This is a genomic window from Nocardioides sp. BE266 (genome assembly GCF_031457855.1).
Classification (GTDB): Bacteria; Actinomycetota; Actinomycetes; order Propionibacteriales; family Nocardioidaceae; genus Nocardioides.
This window is the reverse complement of record NZ_JAURTI010000011.1, coordinates 23123-45355: the sequence shown is the minus strand read 5'-3', so window position 1 is coordinate 45355 and position 22233 is coordinate 23123. Positions and strand designations below refer to the sequence as shown.

Sequence of the window (22233 nt, the reverse complement as noted above, 5' to 3'; positions counted from 1 at the left end):
CCCGCCAGACGCACACTGGACGTCATGGTCCGATCGATGTGGCACCGCTCCCTCTGGTCCCTGGTGGCGCTGTGCGGCGTCCTGCTCGTCGCCTCCTTCCACGAGCACGGCGTCCAGACCGCCCCGGCCAGCGCCCCGCGCAGCAGTACGACGTCCGCCGTGGCCGAGTGCGCCGACGCCGACCTGCACGCCGACTACCGCGCGCGCGACGCGGGCGCGGGGCACCGGTTCGGCGTGGTCAGGCTGCGCAACACCAGTGACTACGCGTGCGTGGTGCGGGGCTGGGGCGGGTTGTCGTACGTCGGCGGGGGTGACGGCACCCAGGTCGGGGCCGCGGCCGACCGTGACGGCGATCGGGCGCGGCGGGTCGTGCTGGCGCCGGGGGAGCGGGCGCTGAGCACCGTCTCGGAGACCGTGGCCTCGAACTACCCCCGTGCCCGCTGCCGGCCCACCCACGTAGACGGCTTCCGGGTCTACGTCCCCGACTCCACGCGCTCCCAGTTCGTCGCCCACCCCACGACGGGCTGCCGCAACGACAGCGTGCACCTGCTCTCGCACCGCCCGTTCCGCGGCTGAGCGCCGCACCCGGCCACGCCCCGTCCGAGCTCTGGACGGGGCGTCGTCAGTGTGCCCGCGTCCCTCATGTCGAGACGCACGCAACTTTTGATTGACGCACACACAAAAGTCGCTCTAGCGTCGAACCGATGTGAGGGCGATCACACGTCGCCCCGTTCTCCGGACGAGAGGTGTTCTGCGATGTGCTACGGACATGACGGCGAGGCGGCGCTCGAGCGCTCGCTTGCCCAGAAGGGCGCCAGCCGGCGCGGACTGCTGCGGGGAGCGGCGGGTGTCGCGGCCGGCGCGACGGCGCTCGGCGCCCTGGGCGCGGCCCCGGCCTCCGCGCACGGCAAGGGCAAGGGGCACGACAACGGGCATGGCCACGGCCACGGCCGCACCCGGAAGGTGCCCCACGACCGCATCAGCATCCAGCTCTTCACGCTGCGCTCGGCCGCGGCGACGCCGAGCCCGACCGCCCCGGCGGCGATCGGCTACGAGGCGATGCTCCAGGCGGTCGCCCGCTACGGCTACGAGCGCGTAGAGCTCGCCGGCCTCTACGGCCAGACGGCCGCGAGCATGCGCAGCACGCTCGACGGGCTCGGCATGCGCGCCTCCTCCAGCCACGACGGGATCAGCGCCGACACCGGGGCCGCCCACGTCAAGTTCCAGAACGCGGTGGCGCTCGGCCAGGAGTACGTCAACGTCCCCTACCTCAACTCGACCAACCTCGCCGACTGGCAGAAGTGGGCCGACCAGATGAACGCCGAGGCGGCCATCGCGAAGCGCTACGGCCTGAAGTACGGCTACCACAACCACGCGCACGAGTTCACGATCGACCTCGGCGGTGGCCTCACGCCGTGGGAGGTCTTCATGGACCGCCTCGACCGCCGCCTCGTGCACCTCGAGGTCGACCTCTACTGGGCGTTCACCGGAGGCGTGAACACCGGCCACACGACCGTCGAGTCTGCCCTGCAGTTCGCCAAGGACGTGGTCAACGAGGCTCCGCTCAAGGTGCGCCAGTACCACGTGAAGGACCGCACCAGCATGGGCACGGCCCCTGCCGAGGCGGACATGTGCGACCTCGGCGTCGGGGTCATCGACTTCGCCGAGCTCTTCGACAACCACCAGGTCGAGGAGTACATCGTCGAGAACGACACCCCCGACAACGCCGCGGCACCCCTGCTGACGGCGGCGGTGGGGCACCTCTACCTCGAGCACCTGGAGTTCTGAGCCGGGGAGGGGGTCTGAGAGAATCCGCGCGTGACGACCCCCTCCTCGCGCCCCACCTCCGCCGACGTGCTCGTCGTCGGTGCCGGCCCGGCCGGCTCCGCCGCCGCCGCGTGGGCGGCCCGTGCCGGGCTCGACGTCGTCCTGGCCGACGCGGCGACCTTCCCGCGCGACAAGACGTGTGGTGACGGCCTGACCCCCCGCGCGATCGGGGAGATGCAGAAGCTCGGCCTCGAGGACTGGCTGCGGGCGCACACGGTCAACCAGGGCCTGCGGGCCCACGGCTTCGGCCAGACCCTGCTCCTGCCCTGGCCGGGCGGCTCGCTGCCCGACTGGGGCTCCGCGGTCGCCCGCACCGAGCTCGACGACCACCTGCGCACGGTGGCCATCAAGAGCGGAGCCCTCGCGATCGACGGCGCCCGCGCGGTCGGCGTACGGCGTGAGGGGGAGCGGGTCGCTGCCGTCGAGTTCCGTGGCGAGGACGGCACCTTCGAGATCGCCTGCCGGTGGCTCGTGGTCGCCGACGGCGTCCGCTCCCCGCTCGGCAAGCTGCTCGGGCGCGAGTGGCACCGCGACACCGTCTACGCCGTCGCCGGACGGTCCTACGTCGACTCCGAGATGAGCGACGACCCGTGGATCAGCTCCCACCTCGAGCTGCGTGACGAGCAGGGCGAGCTGGTGTCCGGCTACGGCTGGATCTTTCCGCTCGGCAACGGCTCGGTGAACCTCGGCGCCGGCACGCTCGCGACCAGCAAGCGCCCCACAGACGTGGCCATCAAGCCGCTCATGCAGACCTACGCCGACGCGATCGGCGCCGACTTCGGGATCTCCGGCGAGCTGCGGATGCCGACCTCGGCGCTGCTGCCGATGGGCGGCGCCGTCAGCAACGTCGCCGGCCCCAACTGGGCGCTGATCGGCGACGCGGCCGCGTGCGTCAACCCGCTCAACGGCGAGGGCATCGACTACGGCCTCGAGACCGGACGGCTCGTCGCCGAGCACATCGCGAGCGGCACCGGCCTCGGTGAGGCGTGGCGCAGCACGCTGGTGGAGCACTACGGCGAGGCGTTCTCGATCGCCCGCCGCCTCGCCGGCATCGCCACCCAGCCGAAGGTCGTCGCCGCTCTCGGCCCCGCCGGGATGCGCTCCGACTGGCTGATGACGCTCGCCCTGCGGTGGATGGGCAACCTGGTCGACGACGCCGACCGCGACCGTGCTGCCCGCGTGTGGCGCTGGGCAGGGCGACGCTCGATCGCGCGCGACGCGCGACCGCCCTTCGCGTGAGGGCGATCCGCACGCGCGCCGACGACGAACGACCCACATGAGCGATCGCGTCTACCGCGTGACCAACGCGCTGGGGCGCACCGCCCTCCGGCTCCTCGACGTCGACACCCGCTGGACGGGCGAGGAGCACCTTCCCGTGCGGGGGCCCGTCCTGCTGGCCGCGACGCACGTGTCGTACCCGGACTTCGTCGTGCTCGAGCAGGCCGCGGTGGCCCGCGGGCGCTTCGTCCGCTTCCTGTGCCGGCACGACGTCTGGCACGTCCCCGTGGTCCGGACCGCCATGGACCGGATGCGTCACGTTCCGGTGGACCGGGCGGCCCCGGCGGGGGCGTACGTCGTCGCGCGCGGGCTGCTGCGCGAGGGCGAGGCGGTCGGTGCGTTCCCCGAGGCCGGGATCTCCTTCTCCTACACCGTCCGCTCACTGATGCCGGGCGTGGTCAGCCTGGCCAGGGAGACGGGCGCACCCGTCGTGCCTGTCGCGATCTGGGGGACCCAGCGGGTGTGGTCGGTCGGCCTGCCCGACGCGCGGGGCAGGAAGCCGCGGCCGAGCCTGCGGCGCGGTCGTCGGGTCGACGTGTCCTTCGGCGCACCCCTGATCTTCGGTGCTGGCGACGACCTCACGGAGTCGACGCGTCATCTCGGGTCGGTGCTCACCGAGCAGCTCGAGGCGCTCCAGCTGCTGCCGCACCACCAGCCCCGGCCGGGTGTGCGGGCCCCGTGGTACCCGGCGCACCTCGGCGGCCACGCCCCGACGCGGGAGGAGGCCGCCCACCTCGACGTCGTACCGAGGTCGGCGATCAGGCCGACGTGGGGGCCGAGCTAGGCGGCGTCTGGGTGTCCTCGCGGTGCGCCGTGCGCTTGCCCTCCAGCCAGCCCAGCGGGTTGGTGAACGGCTCGAGCACCTTGCGCACCGGCGGGCTCGCCAGCAGCAGCGCCAGGCCGACGGCACCGAGGATCGTCAGCACCAGGCCGAGGGTCGGGTGGGCGGCGGTGAAGTCGGGCCAGCCCAGCTTCATGGCCGTCTTGATGACGAAGCCGTGGAACAGGTAGATCACCATCGTCGCGGTGCCCATCGTGGTGAACCACCCCAGCGAGCGTCGTGGCACCAGCGACATCGCGGCGAAGGCGCCGAGCAGGCCCACCATCATCACGGTGAGGCGGGTCTGCCAGATGATCTCGTTGTCGATGGGCAGGCTGTTGTAGCCGGTGTCGTACCAGAGCAGCGCCGTCTCGCCCCACGCGTCGGTGTAGAGCGCCATGACGCCGATGCCGATGAGCGTCGGGACGGCCGCCAGGCGCACCCAGACGTCGTCGAGGTGCTTGAGGTGGCGCGGCTTGAGGTGCAGGCCGAGCACGAAGAAGGGCAGCAGCCCGAGGAAGCGCGGGATCATCAGCGCGTCGGTGTCCCACAGGCCGCCGGCCAGGCTCACGATGACCGAGAGCGGCAGGAACAGCCAGTGCAGCTTGAGGATCGGCGTGACCAGGCGCCACATCAGCAGGACGATGAGGTACCACATCGTCCAGTGCGGCTCGATCCACAGCGGGTACTCGACGCCCTCCCCGACGACCAGGCGCCGGTAGTAGAACAGCGCCGGCTCGAAGAGCAGGTAGGGGACCGCGAGGGTGTAGACCAGGCTCTTCATCCGGCGCCGGTCCCACTCGAACGACTTCGAGAGGTAGCCGCTCACGAAGACGAAGGCCGGGATGTGCCACATGTAGATGAAGTCGTAGACCCAGTGGCTGCCCTGGGTGGCCTCGACCAGCCCGATCGCGTGCCCGATGACGACGAGGGTGACCAGCACCATCTTCACGTTGTCGAGCCATGGATCTCGGGACGCGGGGGACACGGCGCTCACCGTACTTCACTAGGTTGGAGGCATGGGATCCCTGCCGAGGCGCCAACGTGTGGGGGCGTACGCCGTCATCCTGCGCGAGCGTGAGGGGCAGGTCGAGATGCTCCTGAGCCGGCTCGCGCCGCGGGTCTCCCGCGCCGAGATGTGGACGCTGCCGGGGGGCGGTGTCGACCACGGCGAGGACCCGCGCGACGCGCTGTTGCGTGAGGTCCACGAGGAGACCGGACTCGCCGCGACCATCGGCGAGCGGGCCCGCGTCTACAGCGCCCACATGCCCCGCGCCCCGCGCGACGGCCAGCTCGTCGACGCCCACGCCATCCGCATCGTGTACGACGGCTGGGTCGCGCCCGATGCCCCGGAGCCGCAGGTCCTCGAGGTCGACGGCTCCACGATCGAGGCGGCGTGGAAGCCCCTCGCCGACGTGGCCTCCGGCGCCGTGCCGGTCTCGGCGCTGGTCCTCGAGGCGCTGGTCGACCACCAGCCGTTCCGGATGCAGCGGGTGGCTGCCTACGCCGTCGTCACGCGGCGCCGCGACGACACCGACGAGGTCCTGCTGACGCGGCTCTCGTCCAGAGCCGCGCACCCCGGGCGCTGGACGCTGCCCGGCGGAGGCATCGAGCACGGCGAGCACCCGTCCGTCGCGCTGGCGCGCGAGGTCGAGGAGGAGTGCGGCCTGGCCTGCGAGGTGGAGGGGCTGCTCGGGGTGCACGACACCCACTTCTCCGGCACCGCGCCGTCGGGACGGATCGAGGACTTCCACGGCATCCACCTGCTCTACCGCGCGAGCGTCGCCGACGGCGAGCCGCGGGTCGTCGAGGAGGACGGCACGACCGACGCCGTCGCGTGGGTCGACCTGCGCGACGTGACCAGTGGGAAGGTGCCCGTCCTCGACCTGGTGCGCCACGCAGTCGAGAGGGGATCGATGTGACCGAGAGCGTCTTCACCTACGCCGCCCCCGGCCTGAAGTTCGGCCGGGGCGCGAGCGAGGAGATCGGCTGGGACGTCCAGCAGCTGTGCCACGCGATGCCGGGAGGCGACGCGCGCCGGGTGCTCCTGGTGACCGACCCGGGCGTCGCCGCGACGGGCCATCCGGACCGGATCGCCGGGGCGATGGAGGCCCGCGGCCTCGCAGTGACCGTCTTCGCCGGCGCCCGGGTCGAGCCCACCGACGCCTCGCTCGAGGAGGCGATCGCGTTCGCCCGCGACGCGGGCCCGTTCGACGCGGTCGTCGCGGTGGGCGGCGGCTCGGCGATCGACACGGCCAAGGCCGTCGACCTGCTGCTGACCAACGACGGCGAGCTGATGGACTACGTCAACGCGCCCGTGGGCGGCGGCCGCGCGCCCGAGCACCCGCTGCTGCCGCTCGTGGCCGTGCCCACCACCACCGGCACCGGGGCCGAGTCGACCACCATCTGCGTCCTCGACGTGCTCGCCCTCAAGGTCAAGACCGGCATCTCGCACGCCCGGCTCCGGCCCACCCTCGCGGTCGTCGACCCCGACCTCACCATGACCCAGCCCGCGATGGTGACCGCCTCGTGCGGGATGGACATCCTGTGCCACGCGCTCGAGAGCTGGACGGCCCGCTGGTTCGCCGACTTCGACGCCAAGCAGCCCGAGCAGCGCGTGCCCTACTGCGGCGCCAACCCGATCGCGGACATGTGGGCCGAGAAGTCGCTGTCCCTCCTCGCGGGCGCCTTCCGTCGCGCGGTTCAGGACGGGTCCGACCGGGAGGCCCGCGAGCAGATGGCCCTGGCCGCCACCTTCGCCGGCCTCGGGTTCGGCAACGCCGGGGTCCACGTGCCGCACGCCTGCGCCTACCCGATCGCCGGCCGGGTGCGTGACTACCGGCCCGAGGGCTATCCGGCCGACGAGCCGATCGTGCCGCACGGCATGGCGGTCGTGATGACCGCGCCCGCCGCCTTCGATCTCACCTTCGACGCCTCGCCCGAGCGCCACCAGCGGGCGGCCGAGCTCCTCGGTGGTCAGGGCGAGCCGCTGCCCGAGGTGCTCCGCGGGCTGATGCGCGACGTGGGCCTGCCCAGGGGCCTGGCCGAGCTCGGCTACGGCTCGGCCGACGTCGACGACCTGGTCGAGGGCGCGCTCAAGCAGCAGCGGCTGCTCGCCACCGCGCCGATCGACGTCACGGCCGACGACCTCGCCACCGTGTTCCGGCGCTCGCTCGAGCACTGGTGACGTTCGTCGCGAAGTCGGGCTCCTCCGCCCCCGCGTGACAACATGGCGGCATGAACCCCCGCCACCGTCGACTCGTGATCCCGGTGGCCCTGGGGGCACTGATCCTGATCGTCGTCCTCGCCGCGGTCCTGTGAGCGCCGACGCTGCTCCGAGCGGTGAGTGGGCGCGCGTCCGGGCCGCCGTCCTCGACGCCGACTCGCTCGTACGGGCGCTCGCCAGCGGACGCCGCAAGGGCCAGCCGGCGCCCGAGGTCGACGGCCGCGAGGTGCGCCGCGTGGAGGTCCGGGTCGTCGACCTCAAGGGCGGTCGCCACCTGCAGGTGACGTCGTACGACGCCACGCAGGCGCACACCGCCAACCACCTCGTCGGCCCGGCGGCGGAGGCCGCGGTGGACGCCCTGCTCGCGCAGCCGTTCGCCAACTGGCACGTCGACACCGCGACCGAGACCCTCCAGGTCCGGGTGACCAAGAAGGGCGCGCCGATGCTGCACGCCTCCGACCGCGCCGGCGACGTCGAGCTCACCCGCGACCACGACCGGCCCAAGGACCGGCTGCTGGCCGAGGACCACCCGGTGCTGCAGGCGCTGGGCATCAGCGACGCGCAGGGCCGGGTGAAGCCGACCCGGCAGGCGAAGTACCGCCAGGTCGAGGAGTTCGTCCGGCTGCTCGACGCGAGCCTGACGGAGGCGATCGAGCAGGGCCACGTGCGCACGCCGACTGCCGACGACCCGCTGCGGATCGTCGACCTGGGTTGTGGCAACGCTTACCTCACCTTCGCGGCGCACTCCTTCCTCAGCGACCGGATGCCGGTGCGGATGACCGGGGTCGACGTGAAGCAGCAGTCCGCCGACCACAACTCGGCCGTCGCCGCGGGGCTCGGCATCGACGCCGACTTCGTGGTCGGCTCGATCGCCGGCGCGACCCTCGACCGGCGCCCCGACGTCGTACTGGCACTGCACGCCTGCGACACCGCCACCGACGACGCGCTCGCCCGGGCCCTGGAGTGGGAGGCGGCGCTGGTGCTCGCGGCGCCCTGCTGCCACCACGACATCGCCAGCCAGCTGCGCGCGGGCGAGACCCCGGCGCCGTACGCCATGCTCACCCGGCACGGCATCCTCCGCGAGCGCTTCGCCGACACCCTCACCGACGCCCTGCGCGCCACGCTGCTACGCCGCGAGGGCTACCGGGTGGACGTCGTGGAGTTCGTCGAGAGCGCCCACACCCCGCGCAACACCCTGCTCCGCGCCGTGCGCACACCCGGCGGCGCGACCGGCGCCGGCGCCGCCGCGCAGGAGTACGACGACCTGCTGGCGGCGTGGGGCGTCCGCCCGAAGCTGGGCGAGCTGCTCAACCCGACGAGCTAGCCGGTGAACAGGGCCGACGCCTTCACCAGCGTCTGCCACAGGCCGTAGGCCAGCGGGATCCCGACGAGGAGCCAGGCCAAGGCGATCTGGACCGGGCTGGTGGGCGTGGTGTCGTCGCTCATCGGGTGGCCTCCTGCCGGGCGGTGATGCGGTCCTCGTTGGCTGCGTGGGCGTCATGGTCGAAGTGCGTCTCGGCGACCGGGCGGATCATCAGGTTGGCCAGGAAGCCGATTGCGAGCACGCCGACCATGGTCAGCAGCGCCGGGCGGTAGTCGGCCGCGACCAGGTTGCCGGGCTCGCCCACCGAGTCGAGGATGCCGTTGACGATCAGCGGTCCGGCGACTCCCGCAGCGGCCCATGCGGTCAGCAGGCGGCCGTGGATGGCGCCGACCTCGAGCGTCCCGAACAGGTCCTTGAGGTAGGCCGGCACGGTCGCGAACCCGCCGCCGTAGTAGGAGATGATCACGACGGCCAGGGCCACGAAGACGACGGTGGAGCTGCTGCCGAAGAGCGCGAGAAGCAGGTAGAGCACCAGGCCCACGCCGAGGTACATGACGTAGGTCGGCTTGCGTCCGATCCGGTCCGACAGGCTCGACCACACGAAGCGGCCGAGCATGTTGGCCAACGACAGCACGCCGACGAAGCCGCCGGCCGCGGCCGCGGAGACCGAGCTCTCGCCGCCCTCGCGGAAGAAGTCCTGGATCATGGGCGCGGCCTGCTCGAGGATGCCGATGCCCGCGGTCACGTTGCAGAACAGGACGACCCACAGGAACCAGAACTGCGGGGTGCGGATCGCCTGCGAGGCGCGCACCAGCGCGCCGTTGGAGCCGGGCGAGTGCTCGGCGGTGCTGTCGTCACCGTGGCCGGGTGGCACCCGGATGAGGGTGGCCCCGATGAGCATGAAGACGGTGTAGACGACGCCCAGAGTGAGGAACGTCTGAGCCAGCGACGAGGCCGAGGCGACGGCGCCGGGCTCGGTCGGCACGAAGTCGGCGTCGTAGAGGCTCATCAGCTTGTTGGAGAGCGGGGAGGCGATGAGCGCACCGCCGCCGAAGCCCATGATCGCCATGCCGGTGGCCAGGCCCGGACGGTCGGGGAACCACTTGATCAAGGTCGAGACCGGCGAGATGTAGCCGATGCCGAGGCCGATGCCGCCGATCACGCCGTAGCCGAGATAGAGCAGCCACAGCTGCCCGCTCGCGATGCCGGCCGACCCGACCATGAAGCCGACACCCCAGCACAGGGCGGCGGCGAGCATCGCCTTGCGCGGCCCGGAGCGCTCGACCCACGTGCCGAGCACGGCGGCCGACAGCCCCAGCATCACGATCGCGAGCGAGAAGACCCACCCGATCGCCGTGAGGCTGGTGTCGAAGCTGGCGACCAGCGAGTTCTTGAAGACCGAGAACGCGTAGACCTGGCCGATGGAGAGGTGGACGGCGAGGGCGGCCGGGGGGATCAGCCAGCGGCTGTAGCCCGGGCGCGCGACGATCGCCTGCTTGTCGAGACGCGACATGCGCATCCTTTCCGAGAGAGGTCCGTCACGTTACGGAGGGGTGGTTGACCTGTCACCTACCTCAAGGGAGGGGTTGCGACGAACGGTCGTGCAGGGACGACCAGCGGTGCGCGGCTACGGTGTGGGCGTGAGGGGACGGGGTCTGCTGGTGGCGGCGGTGGTCGCGACACCGTTCCTGATGGGCGCGGCCGCAGGTGCGCCGGGATCCGCCGACCGGACCGCCTTCCGCTTCGCCGACCCCGACATCGTCGAGTCGAGCGGCCTGGCGATGAGCGACGGGCTGGTCGTCACGACCAACGACTCCGGCGACTCCGGGCGGGTCTTCACCGTCGACCCCGCCACGGGTACGACGGTCGGCCTGACGTCGTGGTCGCCGGACCCCGTCGACGTCGAGGCGCTCGCGTCCGCCGGTCGCGGCCACGTCTGGGTCGGCGACATCGGCGACAACCAGCACCAGCGCGACTCCGTGGAGGTGCTCCGCGTGCCGGTCGGCCGCGGCGACGTCACCGCGACGCCCGAGGCCTACGAGCTGGTCTACCCCGACGGCCCCCGCGACGCCGAGGCGATCGTGGCCCACCCGCTCACCGGCCGGCTCCACGTGATCACCAAGGGCATCTTCGGCGGCACCGTCTACGCCGCCCCGGCGCGGCTCGACCCCGACGAGCCGAACCTCCTGGAGGAGGTGGCCGACGCACCCGGCATCGTCACCGACGCGACCTTCCTCCCGGGCGGCGGCGGGGTCGTCCTGCGGACCTACACCGACGCCTACCTGGCGTCGTACCCGTCGTGGCAGCCCGTCACGTCCTGGGAGCTGCCCCAGCAGGACCAGGGCGAGGGCGTGACGGTCGCCGGCCGCGACCTGCTCATCAGCACCGAGGGCGCGCGCTCCCGCGTGCTCGAGGTTCCGCTGCCGCCGGAGGCGGGCGCCACCGACCTGCAGTCACCCGCGTGGACCGCGCTGCGCTGGCTCGCGACCGCCCGCGGACTCCCGCTCTGACCACCGGTGGTCGAGTGCCCGCGAGGAACGAGCGGGTGTATCGAGACCCGCTCAGGCGAGCGCCGCGTCGAGCGCGGCCTGCACGTGGAGCGTGGTGCACGGGAAGACCGGCAGCTCGACGTCGGCCTGCTTGACCAGCAGCTCGAGCTCGGTGCAGCCGAGCAGCACGCCGCCGGCACCTGCGTCCCACAGCTCCTCGATGATCGAGACGACCCGGCTGCGCGTGCGCGGCAGCACGACGCCGTGCACGAGCTCCTCGTAGATCGCGTCGTTGAGGACGTCGTGGTGGTGCTCGTCGGGGACGATCACGGTGAGCCCGTGGCCGGCCAGCCGGTCGACGAAGAACGACTCCGACATCGCGACCTTGGTGCCGATCAGCCCGACGGTCGTCACTCCGGAGGCCTTCACGGCCGCGGCGACCACGTCGGCGAGGTGCAGGACCGGGATGTCGACCGCTTCCTCGACCTGGTCGGCGACCTTGTGGAAGGTGGTGGTGCAGAGCAGCAGGAAGTCGGCGCCCGCGCGCTCGACCCCGCGGGCGGCGTCGGCCAGCAGCGTGCCGACCTGGTCCCAGCGCTCCTCGTCCTCGAGGTGCGTCACCTCGGCGAAGTCGACCGTGGTGAGCGCCAGCTTGGGGGAGGAGAGGCCGCCGAGGCGCTCCCGCATCCCGAGGTTGAGGTCGCGGTAGTAGGCCGCGCTGCTCTCCCAGCTCATGCCGCCGACGAGTCCGATGGTCTTCACGCGCGGCAGTCTGCCACCTCTCAGGACCGGTGCACCTTGTGTGCCGCTGCTTGGGCGCGGGGCTTGATCACCAGCTCGTCGATGTCGACGTGGGAGGGCCGCGTGGCGACCCACGCGATGGCGTCCGCGACGTCCTCGGCGACCAGCGGCTGGTCCACGCCGGCGTAGACCGCGTCGGCCTTGTCCTGGTCGCCGCCGAACCGCACGAGGGAGAACTCGTCGGTGCGCACCATGCCGGGAGCCACCTCGGTGATCCGGATCGGCTCGCCGTTGAGCTCTAGGCGCAGCGTCTCGGTCACGACCTTCACGCCGTGCTTGGCCGCGGTGTAGCCGCCACCGCCCTCGTAGGCCCAGCGGCCGGCGGTCGACCCGACGTTGACGATCACGCCGTCGCCGCTCGCGCGCAGCGAGGGCAGCAGGGCCTTGGTCACCCGGACGAGGCCGAGGACGTTGACGTCGTACATCCAGCGCCAGCCGTCGAGGTCGGCCCCGTCGACGCGGTCGACGCCGACCGCGCCGCCGGCGTTGTTGACGAGCACGTGGCACACCGGCACGGCCGCGGCCAGCGCCGCGACGGAGGCGTCGTCGGTGATGTCGCAGGTGATCGCCTCGCCGCCGATCTCGGCGGCCAGGTCCTCGATGCGGTCGGTGCGCCGGGCCGCGCACACGACGCGGAAGCCCTGCGCGGCGAGGGCGCGGGCGGTCGCGGCACCGATGCCGCTCGAGGCCCCCGTGACGACGGCGGTGCGGGGCTGGGTGCTGTCAACGCTCATGCGCCCATCCTGCCAAGATGGCCCCGTGATCATCGCGGCGGCCGACGGTTCGGCACTCGGCAACCCCGGTCCGGCCGGATGGGCGTGGTACGTCGACGACACCTGCTGGGCCTCGGGCGGCTGGCCGCGCGGGACCAACAACATGGGCGAGCTGATGGCCGTGCTCGACCTGCTCCAGCAGACCGCCCACCTCGACGACGAGCTGCACGTCTTCTGCGACAGCAAGTACGTCATCGACTCCGTCACCAAGTGGATGCCGGGCTGGAAGCGCAAGGGCTGGAAAAAGAGCGACGGCAAGCCCGTCCTCAACGTCGAGCTGATGAAGGCGCTCGACGCGGCCATGGAGGGCCGGCGCGACCGCGTCCGTTTCGAGTGGGTCAAGGGCCACGCCGGCCACGAGCTCAACGAGGCGGCCGACAGGCGCGCCAACGCCGCCGCCTCGGCCTACCAGCGCGGTGTCGCGCCCGATGCCGGGCCGGGCTTCTCCGGCAGCAGCACCGCCCACCCGGCGGCTGAGGTCGGCCAGGTCGAGGAGGAGCCCGACCTCTTCAGCGGCCTCGGCGAGGAGCCGGCTCCCACCGACGAGGAGCGCGTCGTCGCGCTCGAGCGCTCGCTGCTCACCGACGAGGTCCGCTCCGACCGCGCCGCCGTGGCGGCGCTGCTGCACCCCGACTGGCAGGAGGTCGGCCGCTCGGGACGGTTGTGGACCCGCGAGGACGTCCTGGCCGAGATCGGGCCGATGGAGCAGGTGGGCTTCGAGGTGCTCTCGACGTCCCGCCTGGGCGCCGACTCGATCCTGCTCCTGTGGCGTACGTCGACCGCGGAGCGCTCGACCCTGCGCAGCACCCTCTGGGTCCGCTCGGGCGGGCAGTGGCAGGCGCGCTTCCACCAGGGCACCGACGAACCGTGAGGTAGGTCTCACCGCCGGCTCGTGGCACACTCGTCCGATGCCCCCCGCAAAGCTTGCTGCTGCAGCTGCACTTCTCGGCGGTGTGCTGTGGATCCTCTACGCCCTCCTCGGTGGTGGCAGCGACCCGCTGTCCAGCACCCTGCGCTTCGTCGGCCTCGCCTGCGTCCTCCTCGCCTCCGCCGCCTTCGGCAGCACCCTGGTGAAGAGCGACGCGGTCGGGATGCGCGTCGTCGTCGCCCTCGCCTCCGGCCTCCTCGTCCTCTCGCTGATCGAGGCGTTCCGGATGTCCGACACCCCGTGGTACGACGGCTTCTGGGGCGCCGTCGCGGCGCTGCTCGGCGGCATCGCCCTGCTCCGCTCCCGCGGGCAGTCCCCGGGTCGCCGTCCGGCGGGCGCGCACGCCCGCTGAGCGTCGTACGGACTCCGGGGAATCCCGGGGCGGTCCGCGCGGTTGTGCTCTAGGTGCCCAATTCGGGGTACCTCGAGGAGCACAGCGAAGGAGACAGCGTGGGCGAGCGGGTGGCGATGATCAGCCTGCACACCTCACCCCTGGACCAGCCCGGCACGGGCGACGCCGGGGGCATGAACGTCTACGTGATCGAGCTGTCCAAGCGGCTCGCCGCACAGGGCATCGCCGTCGACGTCTTCACCCGGGCGACGTCTTCCCAGCTCCCGCAGGTGGTCGAGGCAGCCGACGGCGTCCTGGTGCGCCACATCGCGGCCGGCCCGTTCGAGGGCCTCACCAAGGGCGAGCTCCCGGGCCAGCTGTGCACGTTCGCCCGTGAGGTGCTGCGCGCCGAGGCCGTGCAGCCGCTGGGCCACTACGACGCGGTCCACTCCCACTACTGGCTCTCCGGCCAGGTCGGCGCGCTGGCCCGCGACCGCTGGAACGTCCCGCTGGTGCACTCGATGCACACGATGGCCAAGGTGAAGAACGAGGCGCTCGCCGAGGGCGACACCCCGGAGCCGGTCTCCCGGGTGATCGGTGAGGAGCAGGTCGTCGAGGCGGCCGACCTCCTCGTCGCGAACACCGACACCGAGGCCCGCCAGCTCATCGACCTGTACGACGCCAGCCCCGACGCCGTCGAGGTGATCCACCCGGGCGTCGACCTCTCGGTCTTCAAGCCGCACGGCCGCGCCGAGGCTCGCCGCACGCTCGGCCTCCCCGACGACGCGGTCGTGCTGATGTTCGCCGGCCGGATCCAGCCGCTCAAGGCGCCCGACGTGCTGCTGCGGGCGGTCGACGTGCTGCTGGAGCAGGACCCGTCGCTCCGCGGCCGGCTCGTCGTGCCGGTCGTCGGCGGCCCCTCCGGCTCCGGCCTCGAGCACCCGACCTCGCTGGCCGACCTGGCCGCCGACCTGGACATCGCCGACGTGGTCCGCTTCGTGCCCCCGGTGACCCAGTCCGAGCTGGCCGTGTGGGCCGCCGCGGCCACCGCGGTCGCCGTACCGTCCTACAACGAGTCGTTCGGGCTGGTCGCCGTCGAGGCGCAGGCGAGCGGCACCCCCGTGGTCGCCGCCGCGGTCGGCGGTCTCACGACCGTGGTCCACGACGGGGTGAGCGGCCTGCTCGTCGACACCCACGAGCCGCGCGACTGGGCCGCGAGCCTGCGCCGCCTCATCGACGACCCGGCTCTCGTCGAGCGCCTCGGCGCAGGTGCGGTCGCGCACGCCCAGGAGTTCTCGTGGGAGCGCACCGCCGAGCGGACGCTCGAGGCCTACGCCCGGGCCGCCGGCCGGATGCGCGCCGTCGACATCGCCGGTTGAGGTGCGAGCGCAGCGAGCCTCGAAACCGCCCTGTGATGGGATGACCAGATGAGCGCGGTCGACATCCTCCGGGCCTACCTGGCCGACAACGAGATCGAGCACGAGGAGATCGGCGGCGGCTCGTTCTCGCTGACCCTGCCGGGGGAGAAGAAGCTGCAGACCCCGGTGCGGCTCGACGTCGGCCCCCACGCGCTCGGCGTGCACGCCTTCGTGTGCCGCAACCCCGACGAGAACCACGCCCGCGTCCACCGCTGGCTGCTCGAGCGCAACCTGAGGATGTACGCCGTCTCCTTCGCCGTCGACCGCCACGGCGACATCTACCTCGAGGCCCGGCTCCCGCTGAGCGCGGTGGAGCCTGACGAGCTCGACCGAATCCTGGGCTCCGTGCTCGCCAACGCCGACGAGTCGTTCAACGCGATCCTCGAGCTCGGCTTCGCGTCCTCGATCCGCAAGGAGTGGGAGTGGCGCATCTCGCGCGGTGAGTCCACGCGCAACCTCGAGGCGTTCCGCGGCTGGCTGGAGGCCGGTTCCGCTCCCGAGGAGCCGGCGGCCGACTAGGCCCGCACGACGGGCTTGCGACGGGTCATCAGCACGCCGACGATCGCGAGCGCACCGCCGAGGAAGGTCAGCGACGGCGGCACCTCGTCGATCAGCAGCCACGCGATGACGGTCGCGATGCCCGGCACGAGGAACGTGGTGAGCGAGAGCTTGCCTGCGTCGGTGTGGGTCAGCGCGTAGGCCCACGTGGTGAAGGCGACGGCGGTGGGCAGCACGCCGAGGTAGACGATCCACCACAGCTCGGCACCGCCTTCCGTGACGATCGAGGGCAGGTCGGAGGCGAACGGCAGGCAGGTCGCCGCGCCCATCAGGAACGACACGAACACCACCTGCACGGACGGGATGCGGCGCAGCAGGACCTTCTGGGTCAGCACCCCGACGGCGTACATCGCCGCGGCGACGAGCACGAGCACCACGCCCAGCAGGCTCGCGTCGGCGTCCGTGGTGGACCCGCGCGCGATCACCGCGACACCGGCGAACCCGACCAGCATCCCGGCGAGCAGCCAGGCGTGCATCCGCTCGCCGAAGAGGGGCACCGCCAGCAGGGCCACGATCACGGGGCCGATCTGGATGATCATCGCCGCGGTGCCGGCGTCGACATGGCGCTCGCCCGCGTTGAGGGCGAGGTTGTAGATGCCGAACCAGCCGACGCCGCCCAGCGCGAGCAGTCCCCACTCGCGGGGAGTCGGGGCGACCCAGCCCTTGCGCAGGACCAGCGGCAGCACCACGAGCGCAGCGACGAGCAGCCGGCCGGCACCGAGGGCGCCCGGGCTGACGTCGTGGGCGACGTGGCGGATCACGACGAACGCCGACGCCCACATCACCAGCGTGACGCCGCAGGCCGCCAGCGGAAGCCAGGTGGCGGGCGCCGAGGTGGTGCCGGTGTCGCGTGCGTCGTCGGTCGTCGTGGTCACGGGTCAAGGCTACGGACGGTCATGACGGCCGACCAGCGCTTTTCGGACGTCGTACGCCGACATCCGGACAGGTCCTGCCCGTCGGGGACCACGGCGCCGACTAGGGTTCACCCATGAGGTCGGCACGCGTCCACGGGTGGGGTCCGCGGGGATGACCACGCGCCGCCCGGTCACCATCCACGACGTGGCGCGCGAGGCCGGCGTCAGCAAGTCGACGGTCTCCCGCATCCTCGACGAGCGTCGACCGGTGTCCAGCTCGGCCACCGCTGAGCGGGTCCGCGAGGCCGCCCAACGCCTGGGCTATCGCCGGGATGCGAGCGCGTCCGCGCTGCGTCGTCAGCAGACCGGCACCATCGGGGTGCTGGTGCCCCGGCTCTCCGATGCGGTAATGGCGATGTTCTTCGAGGAGGTCGCGCGAGCCTGTCGGGACGCCGCCCGATTCGCGATCGTCGCCACGACAGGGGACGAGCCGCGAACGGAGGCGATCGCTGCCGAGACGCTGCTGGCGCAGGGCGTGGACGGCCTGGTCATGACGACGGCGCGCGCCGACAGCGACACCACCGAGCGTCTCCGCCGCCAGGGAGTCCCGCTCGTCCTGGCGCTGCGCACCGATGGTGCGACGCCCGCGTCACTCTGCGACGACGAGCTCGGTGGGTTCCTGGCGACCCGGCACCTCCTCGACCTGCAGCACCGTCGCATCGGCCTCGTCGCCGGTCCGGATTACGCGTCGAGCGCCCTCGGGCGCCGTGCCGGCCATGCCCGGGCGCTCGCGGAGGCCGGCGTGGAGCTCGACCCGGCGCTGGTCCGTGCCTCGTCGTTCGGGATGGAGTCCGGTGCCACCGAGGCGGGAGCGCTCCTGGACACCGCTGACCCACCGACGGCCATCTTCGCGATCAACGACAACACGGCCGTCGGTGTGCTCGCGGCGGCCCAGCAGCGCGGGCTCTCGGTTCCCGACGACCTGTCCGTGGTGGGCTACAACGACATCCCGTTGTCCGCCCGCCTGCCCGTGCCCCTCACCACGGTGCACGTGCCGCTCGACCAGGTGGCGCGCTCGGCGGTGGACATGCTGCGCACCCTCCTGGACGGCCGGCCGGTCGAGGAGGACCGGACGGCCCTGCCGACACTGATCCCCCGGAGCAGCACAGCCGCCCCGGCCTCCCTACGACGACGGTGACCGAGGCAGCTGCTGGCGGGTGGCTGCTCAGACGAGTGACTGGATGACCGTGACCAATCGATAGCACGTCGCGACGATGGCGATGAGGCCCGCGAGGGCGAGCACGTTCTGCCACGGACGGTTGCGCAGCGGTCCCATCAGGGCGCGGTGGTTGGCGAGCACGAAGAGCAGCACGCCGAGCACCGGCGCGAAGACCACGGTGAGGGCCTGGGCGGCGATCAGCAGCTCGACGGGTGAGCCGCCGCTGAAGGCAAGCGTGATGACCATGCCGAAGGCGAGCACCGTCAGGATGAGTCCCCGGACCCGTGGGCGGTCGAGCTGGTTGCCCCATCCGAGGCCGTCCGACAGCAAGGTGCCGCCGGCCGTGGCGTTCGCGATCATGGACGAGAACGCCGCCCCGAAGAACCCGAGCGCGAAGATGGTCGAGCCCAGGTTGCCGGCCAGCGGCTCGAGTACCGCCGCGAGCTGGGGCAGCGAGGAGATCTCGGCACCGGTCTGGGCCGTCGCGGCAGCGGCGACCACGATGACGAGCGCGGTCATGACCCCCGGCGCGACGATGCCGGGCACGGTGTCGCCCACGGTGATCATCCGGTACTGGTTCGGCGTGAGCCTGCGCTCACGCGTGGCGTAGCCGGTGTAGAACGCCGCGTTGATCGAGAAGTTCGTGCCGACCAGTGCGACCAGGAGGAGTCCGACGCCGTCCGGCAGCTGGGGCACCAGGCCGGCGCCGGCGGAAGACCAGTCGGGTCCGACGAGGAAGGCCGACACGACGAAGGCCAGGGCCATCACCGCGACGATCACCATGAGCGAGCGCGAGAACACCTCGTAGTAGCGCTTGCCGAACACGGTGGCGGCGACCACGACCGTGCACACGACGGTCCACGTGGCCGGGTTGCCGCCGAACAGCAGGGAGAGGCCCAGGCCCGATCCCACGGCGTTGCCGACCGAGAACATCAGGGTGATGCCGAAGACGCCGAAGCCTGCGACCGCTCCGACCCACGTCCCGAGGACGTCCTTGACGGTCTGGATCAGCGAGGAGGTCGAGACCAGCGCGATGCGGACGCTCATGTCGGTGAACACGAGCATCAACAGGGTCGACACGGCGATCACCCAGATCAGGGTGTAGCCGTAGCCGGTGCCTGCCTGCAGTGCGGACAACAGGTTGCCCGGCCCGAACTGCCAGGCGCCGGCGATGAAGGCGGGGCCGACGACCGCGAGCCAGGAGAGGGCAGAGCGGCGTGGTTCCACCGGACCGTCGACGTGCGCTGACGGAGCGGGCGGGGTAGTGGGCGCCGCGTCCTGCGGCGAGGTGGAGTTGCTCATGGTGGGTCCGTTCCCGTCGTGCCCTGCCGTCAGCAGCGTACGACGTGGTGTGTGCTCACGGGTCAGATGAGACCGGCGTGCTTGAGGGCCAGGGAGATCTCGCCCTGCGCCTCAGGCGCGAGCGGCAGGAGCGGCGGACGCACGGCGGCGTGCTCGAGCTTGCCGCGCTCGACGAGGGCCAGCTTGAGGGCGACGGTGCCCTCCATGTGGGACCCACGGTGGTAGACCGCCTTGGTCAGCGGCAGCAGCGAGTCGTGCAGAGCGCGTGCAGCCGGGTAGTCCTTGGCCTTGCCGGCCGCGATCAGCTCGACGAGCAGCTCGGGGGCGATGCCGCCATAGCCGACGAGGAGGCCGTCCACGTCAAACATCGTGTGGAGGAGGTACTCGTCGTGGCACGAGAGGATCTGCAGGTCAGGGAGCTCCTCGCGCAGCACCGGGATCTCGGTGTCCCACCGGCGCATGTTGCGCACGCCGTTCTTCGTGGCGAACACGCCGGGCTGCGCGCCGATCTCCAGCTGCGTCTGGAGGTCGTACGTCGCCTTCGTCGCGTCCGGGTACTGGAACAGGATCAGCGGCAGGCCGGACTCCTCGAACACGATGCGGTAGCGCTCCTGCGGCGAACCGACCTGGTAGCCGAAGCGCAGCCAGCCGTGCGAGGGGTAGAGGAGGCCTGCCCGGGCGCCGGCGGAGACGGCACGCGCGGCCTCCAGGCCGGCGACCTTGTCGCCCTCGCCGGTGATGCCGGCGATGATCGGCACGTCGCCGGCGTGCTCGACCATCGTCTCGATGACACGTACCTGCTCGTCGGCGGTCAGGTAGGTGCCCTCGCCGGCGTGGCCGAGGCAGACGAGGCCGGTGATGCCGGGCAGCGAGGCGTACCACTTGGTGAGCAGTGCGACGGCGTCGTAGTCGACCTCGAGGTCGACGGTGAAGGGGGTGACAGGCGCAGGGGTGAGGCCGCGGAGGTCGAGGGGAGGGAGAGTCATGTCGCATCCTTAGGAACGTTAGCGGGAACGTTCCCATAGTGACATGACGTCCATCACATCTGTCAAGGGGTGATCCGAGAATGACGACCGCGAGGCACGCCTCAGGGCACGCCTCGCAGTCGGGCGAGCAGGCAGCTTCAGAGGTCCAGCTTGTAACCCAGCCCGCGCACGGTGACGAGGTACTTCGGCTCGCTCGGGTCGGGCTCGAGCTTGGCGCGCAGGCGCTTCACGTGGACGTCGAGGGTCTTGGTGTCGCCGACGTAGTCGGAGCCCCAGACGCGGTCGATCAGCTGGCCGCGGGTGAGCACGCGACCCGGGTTGCGCAGGAACATCTCCAGGAGCTCGAACTCCTTGAGCGGCAGGCGCTGCTCGGAGCCGTCGACGGTCACGACGTGGCGCTCGACGTCCATCCGCACCGGCCCGGCCTCGAGGGTGTCGGGCATCAGGTCGGGCTCGGTACCGCGGCGCAGGACAGCGCGGATCCGGGCGACCAGCTCGCGCGGGGAATAGGGCTTGGTGACGTAGTCGTCGGCGCCGAGCTCGAGGCCGACCACCTTGTCGACCTCGTCGTCCTTGGCGCTGACCATGATCACGGGCGTCGACGAGGACTGCCGGATCTGGCGGCACACCTCGGTGCCGGGGACGCCGGGCAGCATCAGGTCGAGGAGCACGATGTCGGGACCGAAGCGGTCGAACTCGGTGAGGGCGGTGTTGCCGTCGGCCGCGATCGCCACCTCGTAGCCCTCCTTGCGGAGCATGTAGGCGAGTGCGTCGCTGTAGCTCTCTTCGTCCTCGACGACGAGTACGCGGGTCATCTGCTGGTCTCCTGCTGTTCTCTGCGGGGTGTGGGGTCAGGGGTGGTCGCCTGCGGCTTCGGGGGTACGACGACCTCCACAGGCGTGGTGGTCCGTCCGGGGCCGGTGCCGGGCTGGGAGTTGCGGGGGAGTGTCAGGGTGAAGGTCGAGCCCTGGCCCTGCACCGACCACACCGAGATGTCGCCGCCGTGGGTGGCGGCGACGTGCTTGACGATGGCGAGGCCCAGGCCGGTGCCGCCGGTGGAGCGGTGGCGGGCGGGGTCGACGCGGTAGAAGCGCTCGAAGATCCGGTCGATGTCCTCGGCCGGGATGCCGATGCCCTGGTCGACGACCGAGATCTGCACCTGCTCGCCCTCGGAGCGGGTGGTCACCACGACGCGCGAGCCCTGGTTGGAGTAGGCGACCGCGTTGGCGACCAGGTTGCTGATCGCGGCGCCGATCTGCTCCTGCGACCCGAAGACCTCGAGTCCGTGCTCGCCGCGCGACTCCACCGAGATCTCCTTCGCGGCCGCCTCCATCGCGCTGGTGTCGACAGCCGTGGTGACTGCGGCGTCGAGGTCGACCATCACCGGGGTCTCGAGCGGGTCGTTGCCCTGGAGGCGGGACAGCTCGATGATCTGCTGCACGAGCCGCGAGAGCCGGTCGCTCTCGGTGAGCATCCGGGTGGCGAAGCGCTGGACGGCCTCGGGGTCGTCGGACGCGTCGGTGACGGCCTCGGCGAGCAGCCGGATCGCACCGACCGGGGTCTTGAGCTCGTGGCTGACGTTGGCCACGAAGTCGCGCCGCACGGCCTCGACCCGTCGCTCACGCGTCCGGTCCTCGACCAGGGCCAGCACCAGACGGGAGCCGAGCGGCGCGACGCGGGCGGTCAGCGTGCGCGCCGTGCCGCCGTCAGCCGCGGGCAGCTCGAGCTCGCTCTCGCGGATCTGGCCGTCGCGCCGGACCTGGGCGATGGTGTCCAACAGCTCGGGGACGACCAGGGTGTTGCCGCGCACCAGCCCGAAGGCGTACGCCGGCGCGGAGGCCTTGAGGACGTGGTCGGACTCGTCGACGACGACCGCGCTCGAGCGCAGGATGCTCAGGACCGCGGCCACGCCGGCCTGCACGACCGGCTCCTCGACCGCCGGCATGGTGTGGCGCTGGCGGTCGCTGATGTGCCACGCGAGCACTGCACCACCGGCCACGATGGCCCCGATGATCGCGGCCAACCCGGCCTGCATCGTCGGATCCACGCTCACCATCGTACGCAACCCGCATGCGTGACCAGCCCTGATGGACGCCCGG

Annotated in this window: 23 protein-coding genes; 13 read left to right on the top strand and 10 right to left on the bottom strand. The window is 72.0% G+C overall.

The window, feature by feature from the left end; all coding sequences use genetic code 11:
- Positions 1-24 precede the first annotated feature (24 nt).
- From J2X46_RS22715 to J2X46_RS22700, 4 genes are all read left to right on the top strand, one after another.
- Positions 25-576 carry a DUF4232 domain-containing protein gene (locus tag J2X46_RS22715; protein WP_310254638.1) on the top strand — a complete coding sequence of 184 codons (552 nt, stop codon included), beginning with the start codon at positions 25-27 and terminating at the stop codon, positions 574-576.
- A gap of 180 nt (positions 577-756) precedes the next feature.
- A complete protein-coding gene (locus J2X46_RS22710; protein WP_310254637.1) occupies positions 757-1788 on the top strand; it encodes a sugar phosphate isomerase/epimerase in 1032 nt (343 codons plus the stop codon).
- 30 nt (positions 1789-1818) lie between these two features.
- Positions 1819-3066, top strand: a complete 1248-nt coding sequence (locus J2X46_RS22705) for a geranylgeranyl reductase family protein (protein WP_310254636.1) — start codon at positions 1819-1821, stop codon at positions 3064-3066.
- 37 nt (positions 3067-3103) lie between these two features.
- A complete protein-coding gene (locus J2X46_RS22700; protein ID WP_310254634.1) occupies positions 3104-3889 on the top strand; it encodes a lysophospholipid acyltransferase family protein in 786 nt (261 codons plus the stop codon).
- Here the strand turns inward: J2X46_RS22700 and J2X46_RS22695 are convergent.
- A complete protein-coding gene (locus J2X46_RS22695; protein ID WP_310254632.1) occupies positions 3864-4913 on the bottom strand; it encodes an acyltransferase family protein in 1050 nt (349 codons plus the stop codon). The two genes, J2X46_RS22700 and J2X46_RS22695, sit on opposite strands and share 26 nt — an antisense overlap.
- A 31-nt stretch (positions 4914-4944) precedes the next feature.
- Between J2X46_RS22695 and J2X46_RS22690 the strand changes: the two genes are divergently transcribed.
- The 3 genes from J2X46_RS22690 (at position 4945) to J2X46_RS22680 (ending at position 8475) form a co-directional block, all read left to right on the top strand.
- Entirely contained in the window at positions 4945-5847 is a 903-nt protein-coding gene (locus J2X46_RS22690) for an NUDIX domain-containing protein (RefSeq protein ID WP_310254630.1), read from the top strand.
- On the top strand, positions 5844-7112 hold the full coding sequence (locus J2X46_RS22685; protein WP_310254628.1) for a hydroxyacid-oxoacid transhydrogenase: 1269 nt from the start codon (positions 5844-5846) through the stop codon (positions 7110-7112). The genes J2X46_RS22690 and J2X46_RS22685 overlap by 4 nt, the downstream gene beginning before the upstream one ends.
- A 130-nt stretch (positions 7113-7242) precedes the next feature.
- Complete coding sequence (locus J2X46_RS22680) at positions 7243-8475, top strand: SAM-dependent methyltransferase (RefSeq protein WP_310254626.1); 1233 nt, start codon at positions 7243-7245, stop codon at positions 8473-8475.
- On the opposite strand, the gene J2X46_RS22675 is transcribed toward J2X46_RS22680, so the two are convergent.
- A complete protein-coding gene (locus J2X46_RS22675; protein WP_310254625.1) occupies positions 8472-8597 on the bottom strand; it encodes a hypothetical protein in 126 nt (41 codons plus the stop codon). The genes J2X46_RS22680 and J2X46_RS22675 overlap by 4 nt on opposite strands.
- On the bottom strand, positions 8594-9988 hold the full coding sequence (locus J2X46_RS22670; protein WP_310254623.1) for an OFA family MFS transporter: 1395 nt from the start codon (positions 9986-9988) through the stop codon (positions 8594-8596). Before J2X46_RS22670 ends, J2X46_RS22675 begins: the two co-directional genes overlap by 4 nt.
- A 127-nt stretch (positions 9989-10115) precedes the next feature.
- Here J2X46_RS22670 and J2X46_RS22665 point away from each other — a divergent pair, with 127 nt between their 5' ends.
- On the top strand, positions 10116-10985 hold the full coding sequence (locus J2X46_RS22665; RefSeq protein WP_310254621.1) for a hypothetical protein: 870 nt from the start codon (positions 10116-10118) through the stop codon (positions 10983-10985).
- Positions 10986-11036: 51 nt separating this feature from the next.
- On the opposite strand, the gene J2X46_RS22660 is transcribed toward J2X46_RS22665, so the two are convergent.
- Positions 11037-11726 carry an amino acid racemase gene (locus J2X46_RS22660; protein ID WP_310254619.1) on the bottom strand — a complete coding sequence of 230 codons (690 nt, stop codon included), beginning with the start codon at positions 11724-11726 and terminating at the stop codon, positions 11037-11039.
- Positions 11727-11746: 20 nt separating this feature from the next.
- Positions 11747-12499, bottom strand: coding sequence for an SDR family NAD(P)-dependent oxidoreductase (locus J2X46_RS22655; RefSeq protein WP_310254617.1), 753 nt, complete (start codon positions 12497-12499; stop codon positions 11747-11749).
- A gap of 25 nt (positions 12500-12524) precedes the next feature.
- Here J2X46_RS22655 and J2X46_RS22650 point away from each other — a divergent pair, with 25 nt between their 5' ends.
- The 4 genes from J2X46_RS22650 to J2X46_RS22635 all read left to right on the top strand — a co-directional run bounded on the left by J2X46_RS22650 (position 12525) and on the right by J2X46_RS22635 (position 15734).
- Positions 12525-13409 (top strand): ribonuclease HI family protein, encoded by an 885-nt coding sequence (locus J2X46_RS22650; protein ID WP_310254616.1) that lies wholly within the window; start codon positions 12525-12527, stop codon positions 13407-13409.
- Between the two features lie 37 nt (positions 13410-13446).
- Entirely contained in the window at positions 13447-13818 is a 372-nt protein-coding gene (locus J2X46_RS22645) for a hypothetical protein (RefSeq protein WP_310254614.1), read from the top strand.
- Positions 13819-13934: 116 nt separating this feature from the next.
- On the top strand, positions 13935-15176 hold the full coding sequence (gene mshA, locus J2X46_RS22640; protein WP_397215823.1) for a D-inositol-3-phosphate glycosyltransferase: 1242 nt from the start codon (positions 13935-13937) through the stop codon (positions 15174-15176).
- Positions 15177-15224: 48 nt separating this feature from the next.
- A complete protein-coding gene (locus J2X46_RS22635; protein ID WP_310254612.1) occupies positions 15225-15734 on the top strand; it encodes a YbjN domain-containing protein in 510 nt (169 codons plus the stop codon).
- On the opposite strand, the gene J2X46_RS22630 is transcribed toward J2X46_RS22635, so the two are convergent.
- Entirely contained in the window at positions 15731-16648 is a 918-nt protein-coding gene (locus J2X46_RS22630) for a DMT family transporter (RefSeq protein WP_310254611.1), read from the bottom strand. The two genes, J2X46_RS22635 and J2X46_RS22630, sit on opposite strands and share 4 nt — an antisense overlap.
- Before the next feature lie 151 nt (positions 16649-16799).
- Here J2X46_RS22630 and J2X46_RS22625 point away from each other — a divergent pair, with 151 nt between their 5' ends.
- Positions 16800-17825, top strand: coding sequence for a LacI family DNA-binding transcriptional regulator (locus J2X46_RS22625; RefSeq protein WP_310254609.1), 1026 nt, complete (start codon positions 16800-16802; stop codon positions 17823-17825).
- Positions 17826-17852: 27 nt separating this feature from the next.
- On the opposite strand, the gene J2X46_RS22620 is transcribed toward J2X46_RS22625, so the two are convergent.
- From J2X46_RS22620 to J2X46_RS22605, 4 genes are all read right to left on the bottom strand, one after another.
- Positions 17853-19148 carry an Nramp family divalent metal transporter gene (locus J2X46_RS22620; protein ID WP_310254608.1) on the bottom strand — a complete coding sequence of 432 codons (1296 nt, stop codon included), beginning with the start codon at positions 19146-19148 and terminating at the stop codon, positions 17853-17855.
- A gap of 62 nt (positions 19149-19210) precedes the next feature.
- Positions 19211-20134, bottom strand: coding sequence for a dihydrodipicolinate synthase family protein (locus J2X46_RS22615; RefSeq protein WP_310254606.1), 924 nt, complete (start codon positions 20132-20134; stop codon positions 19211-19213).
- Positions 20135-20271: 137 nt separating this feature from the next.
- A complete protein-coding gene (locus tag J2X46_RS22610) occupies positions 20272-20949 on the bottom strand; it encodes a response regulator transcription factor (RefSeq protein WP_310254604.1) in 678 nt (225 codons plus the stop codon).
- Positions 20946-22181, bottom strand: a complete 1236-nt coding sequence (locus J2X46_RS22605; protein WP_310254603.1) for an ATP-binding protein — start codon at positions 22179-22181, stop codon at positions 20946-20948. Before J2X46_RS22605 ends, J2X46_RS22610 begins: the two co-directional genes overlap by 4 nt.
- Between the last annotated feature and the right edge of the window lie 52 nt (positions 22182-22233).

Coding starts and splice junctions, on each gene's coding strand:
- J2X46_RS22715 (WP_310254638.1), top strand. CDS start 25: ATGGTCCGATCGATGTGGCACCGCTCCCTCTGGTCCCTGGTGGCGCTG.
- J2X46_RS22710 (WP_310254637.1), top strand. CDS start 757: ATGTGCTACGGACATGACGGCGAGGCGGCGCTCGAGCGCTCGCTTGCC.
- J2X46_RS22700 (WP_310254634.1), top strand. CDS start 3,104: ATGAGCGATCGCGTCTACCGCGTGACCAACGCGCTGGGGCGCACCGCC.
- J2X46_RS22690 (WP_310254630.1), top strand. CDS start 4,945: ATGGGATCCCTGCCGAGGCGCCAACGTGTGGGGGCGTACGCCGTCATC.
- J2X46_RS22675 (WP_310254625.1), bottom strand. CDS start 8,597: ATGAGCGACGACACCACGCCCACCAGCCCGGTCCAGATCGCCTTGGCC.
- J2X46_RS22670 (WP_310254623.1), bottom strand. CDS start 9,988: ATGTCGCGTCTCGACAAGCAGGCGATCGTCGCGCGCCCGGGCTACAGC.
- J2X46_RS22655 (WP_310254617.1), bottom strand. CDS start 12,499: ATGAGCGTTGACAGCACCCAGCCCCGCACCGCCGTCGTCACGGGGGCC.
- J2X46_RS22645 (WP_310254614.1), top strand. CDS start 13,447: ATGCCCCCCGCAAAGCTTGCTGCTGCAGCTGCACTTCTCGGCGGTGTG.
- mshA (WP_397215823.1), top strand. CDS start 13,935: ATGATCAGCCTGCACACCTCACCCCTGGACCAGCCCGGCACGGGCGAC.
- J2X46_RS22635 (WP_310254612.1), top strand. CDS start 15,225: ATGAGCGCGGTCGACATCCTCCGGGCCTACCTGGCCGACAACGAGATC.
- J2X46_RS22625 (WP_310254609.1), top strand. CDS start 16,800: ATGACCACGCGCCGCCCGGTCACCATCCACGACGTGGCGCGCGAGGCC.
- J2X46_RS22620 (WP_310254608.1), bottom strand. CDS start 19,148: ATGAGCAACTCCACCTCGCCGCAGGACGCGGCGCCCACTACCCCGCCC.
- J2X46_RS22615 (WP_310254606.1), bottom strand. CDS start 20,134: ATGACTCTCCCTCCCCTCGACCTCCGCGGCCTCACCCCTGCGCCTGTC.
- J2X46_RS22610 (WP_310254604.1), bottom strand. CDS start 20,949: ATGACCCGCGTACTCGTCGTCGAGGACGAAGAGAGCTACAGCGACGCA.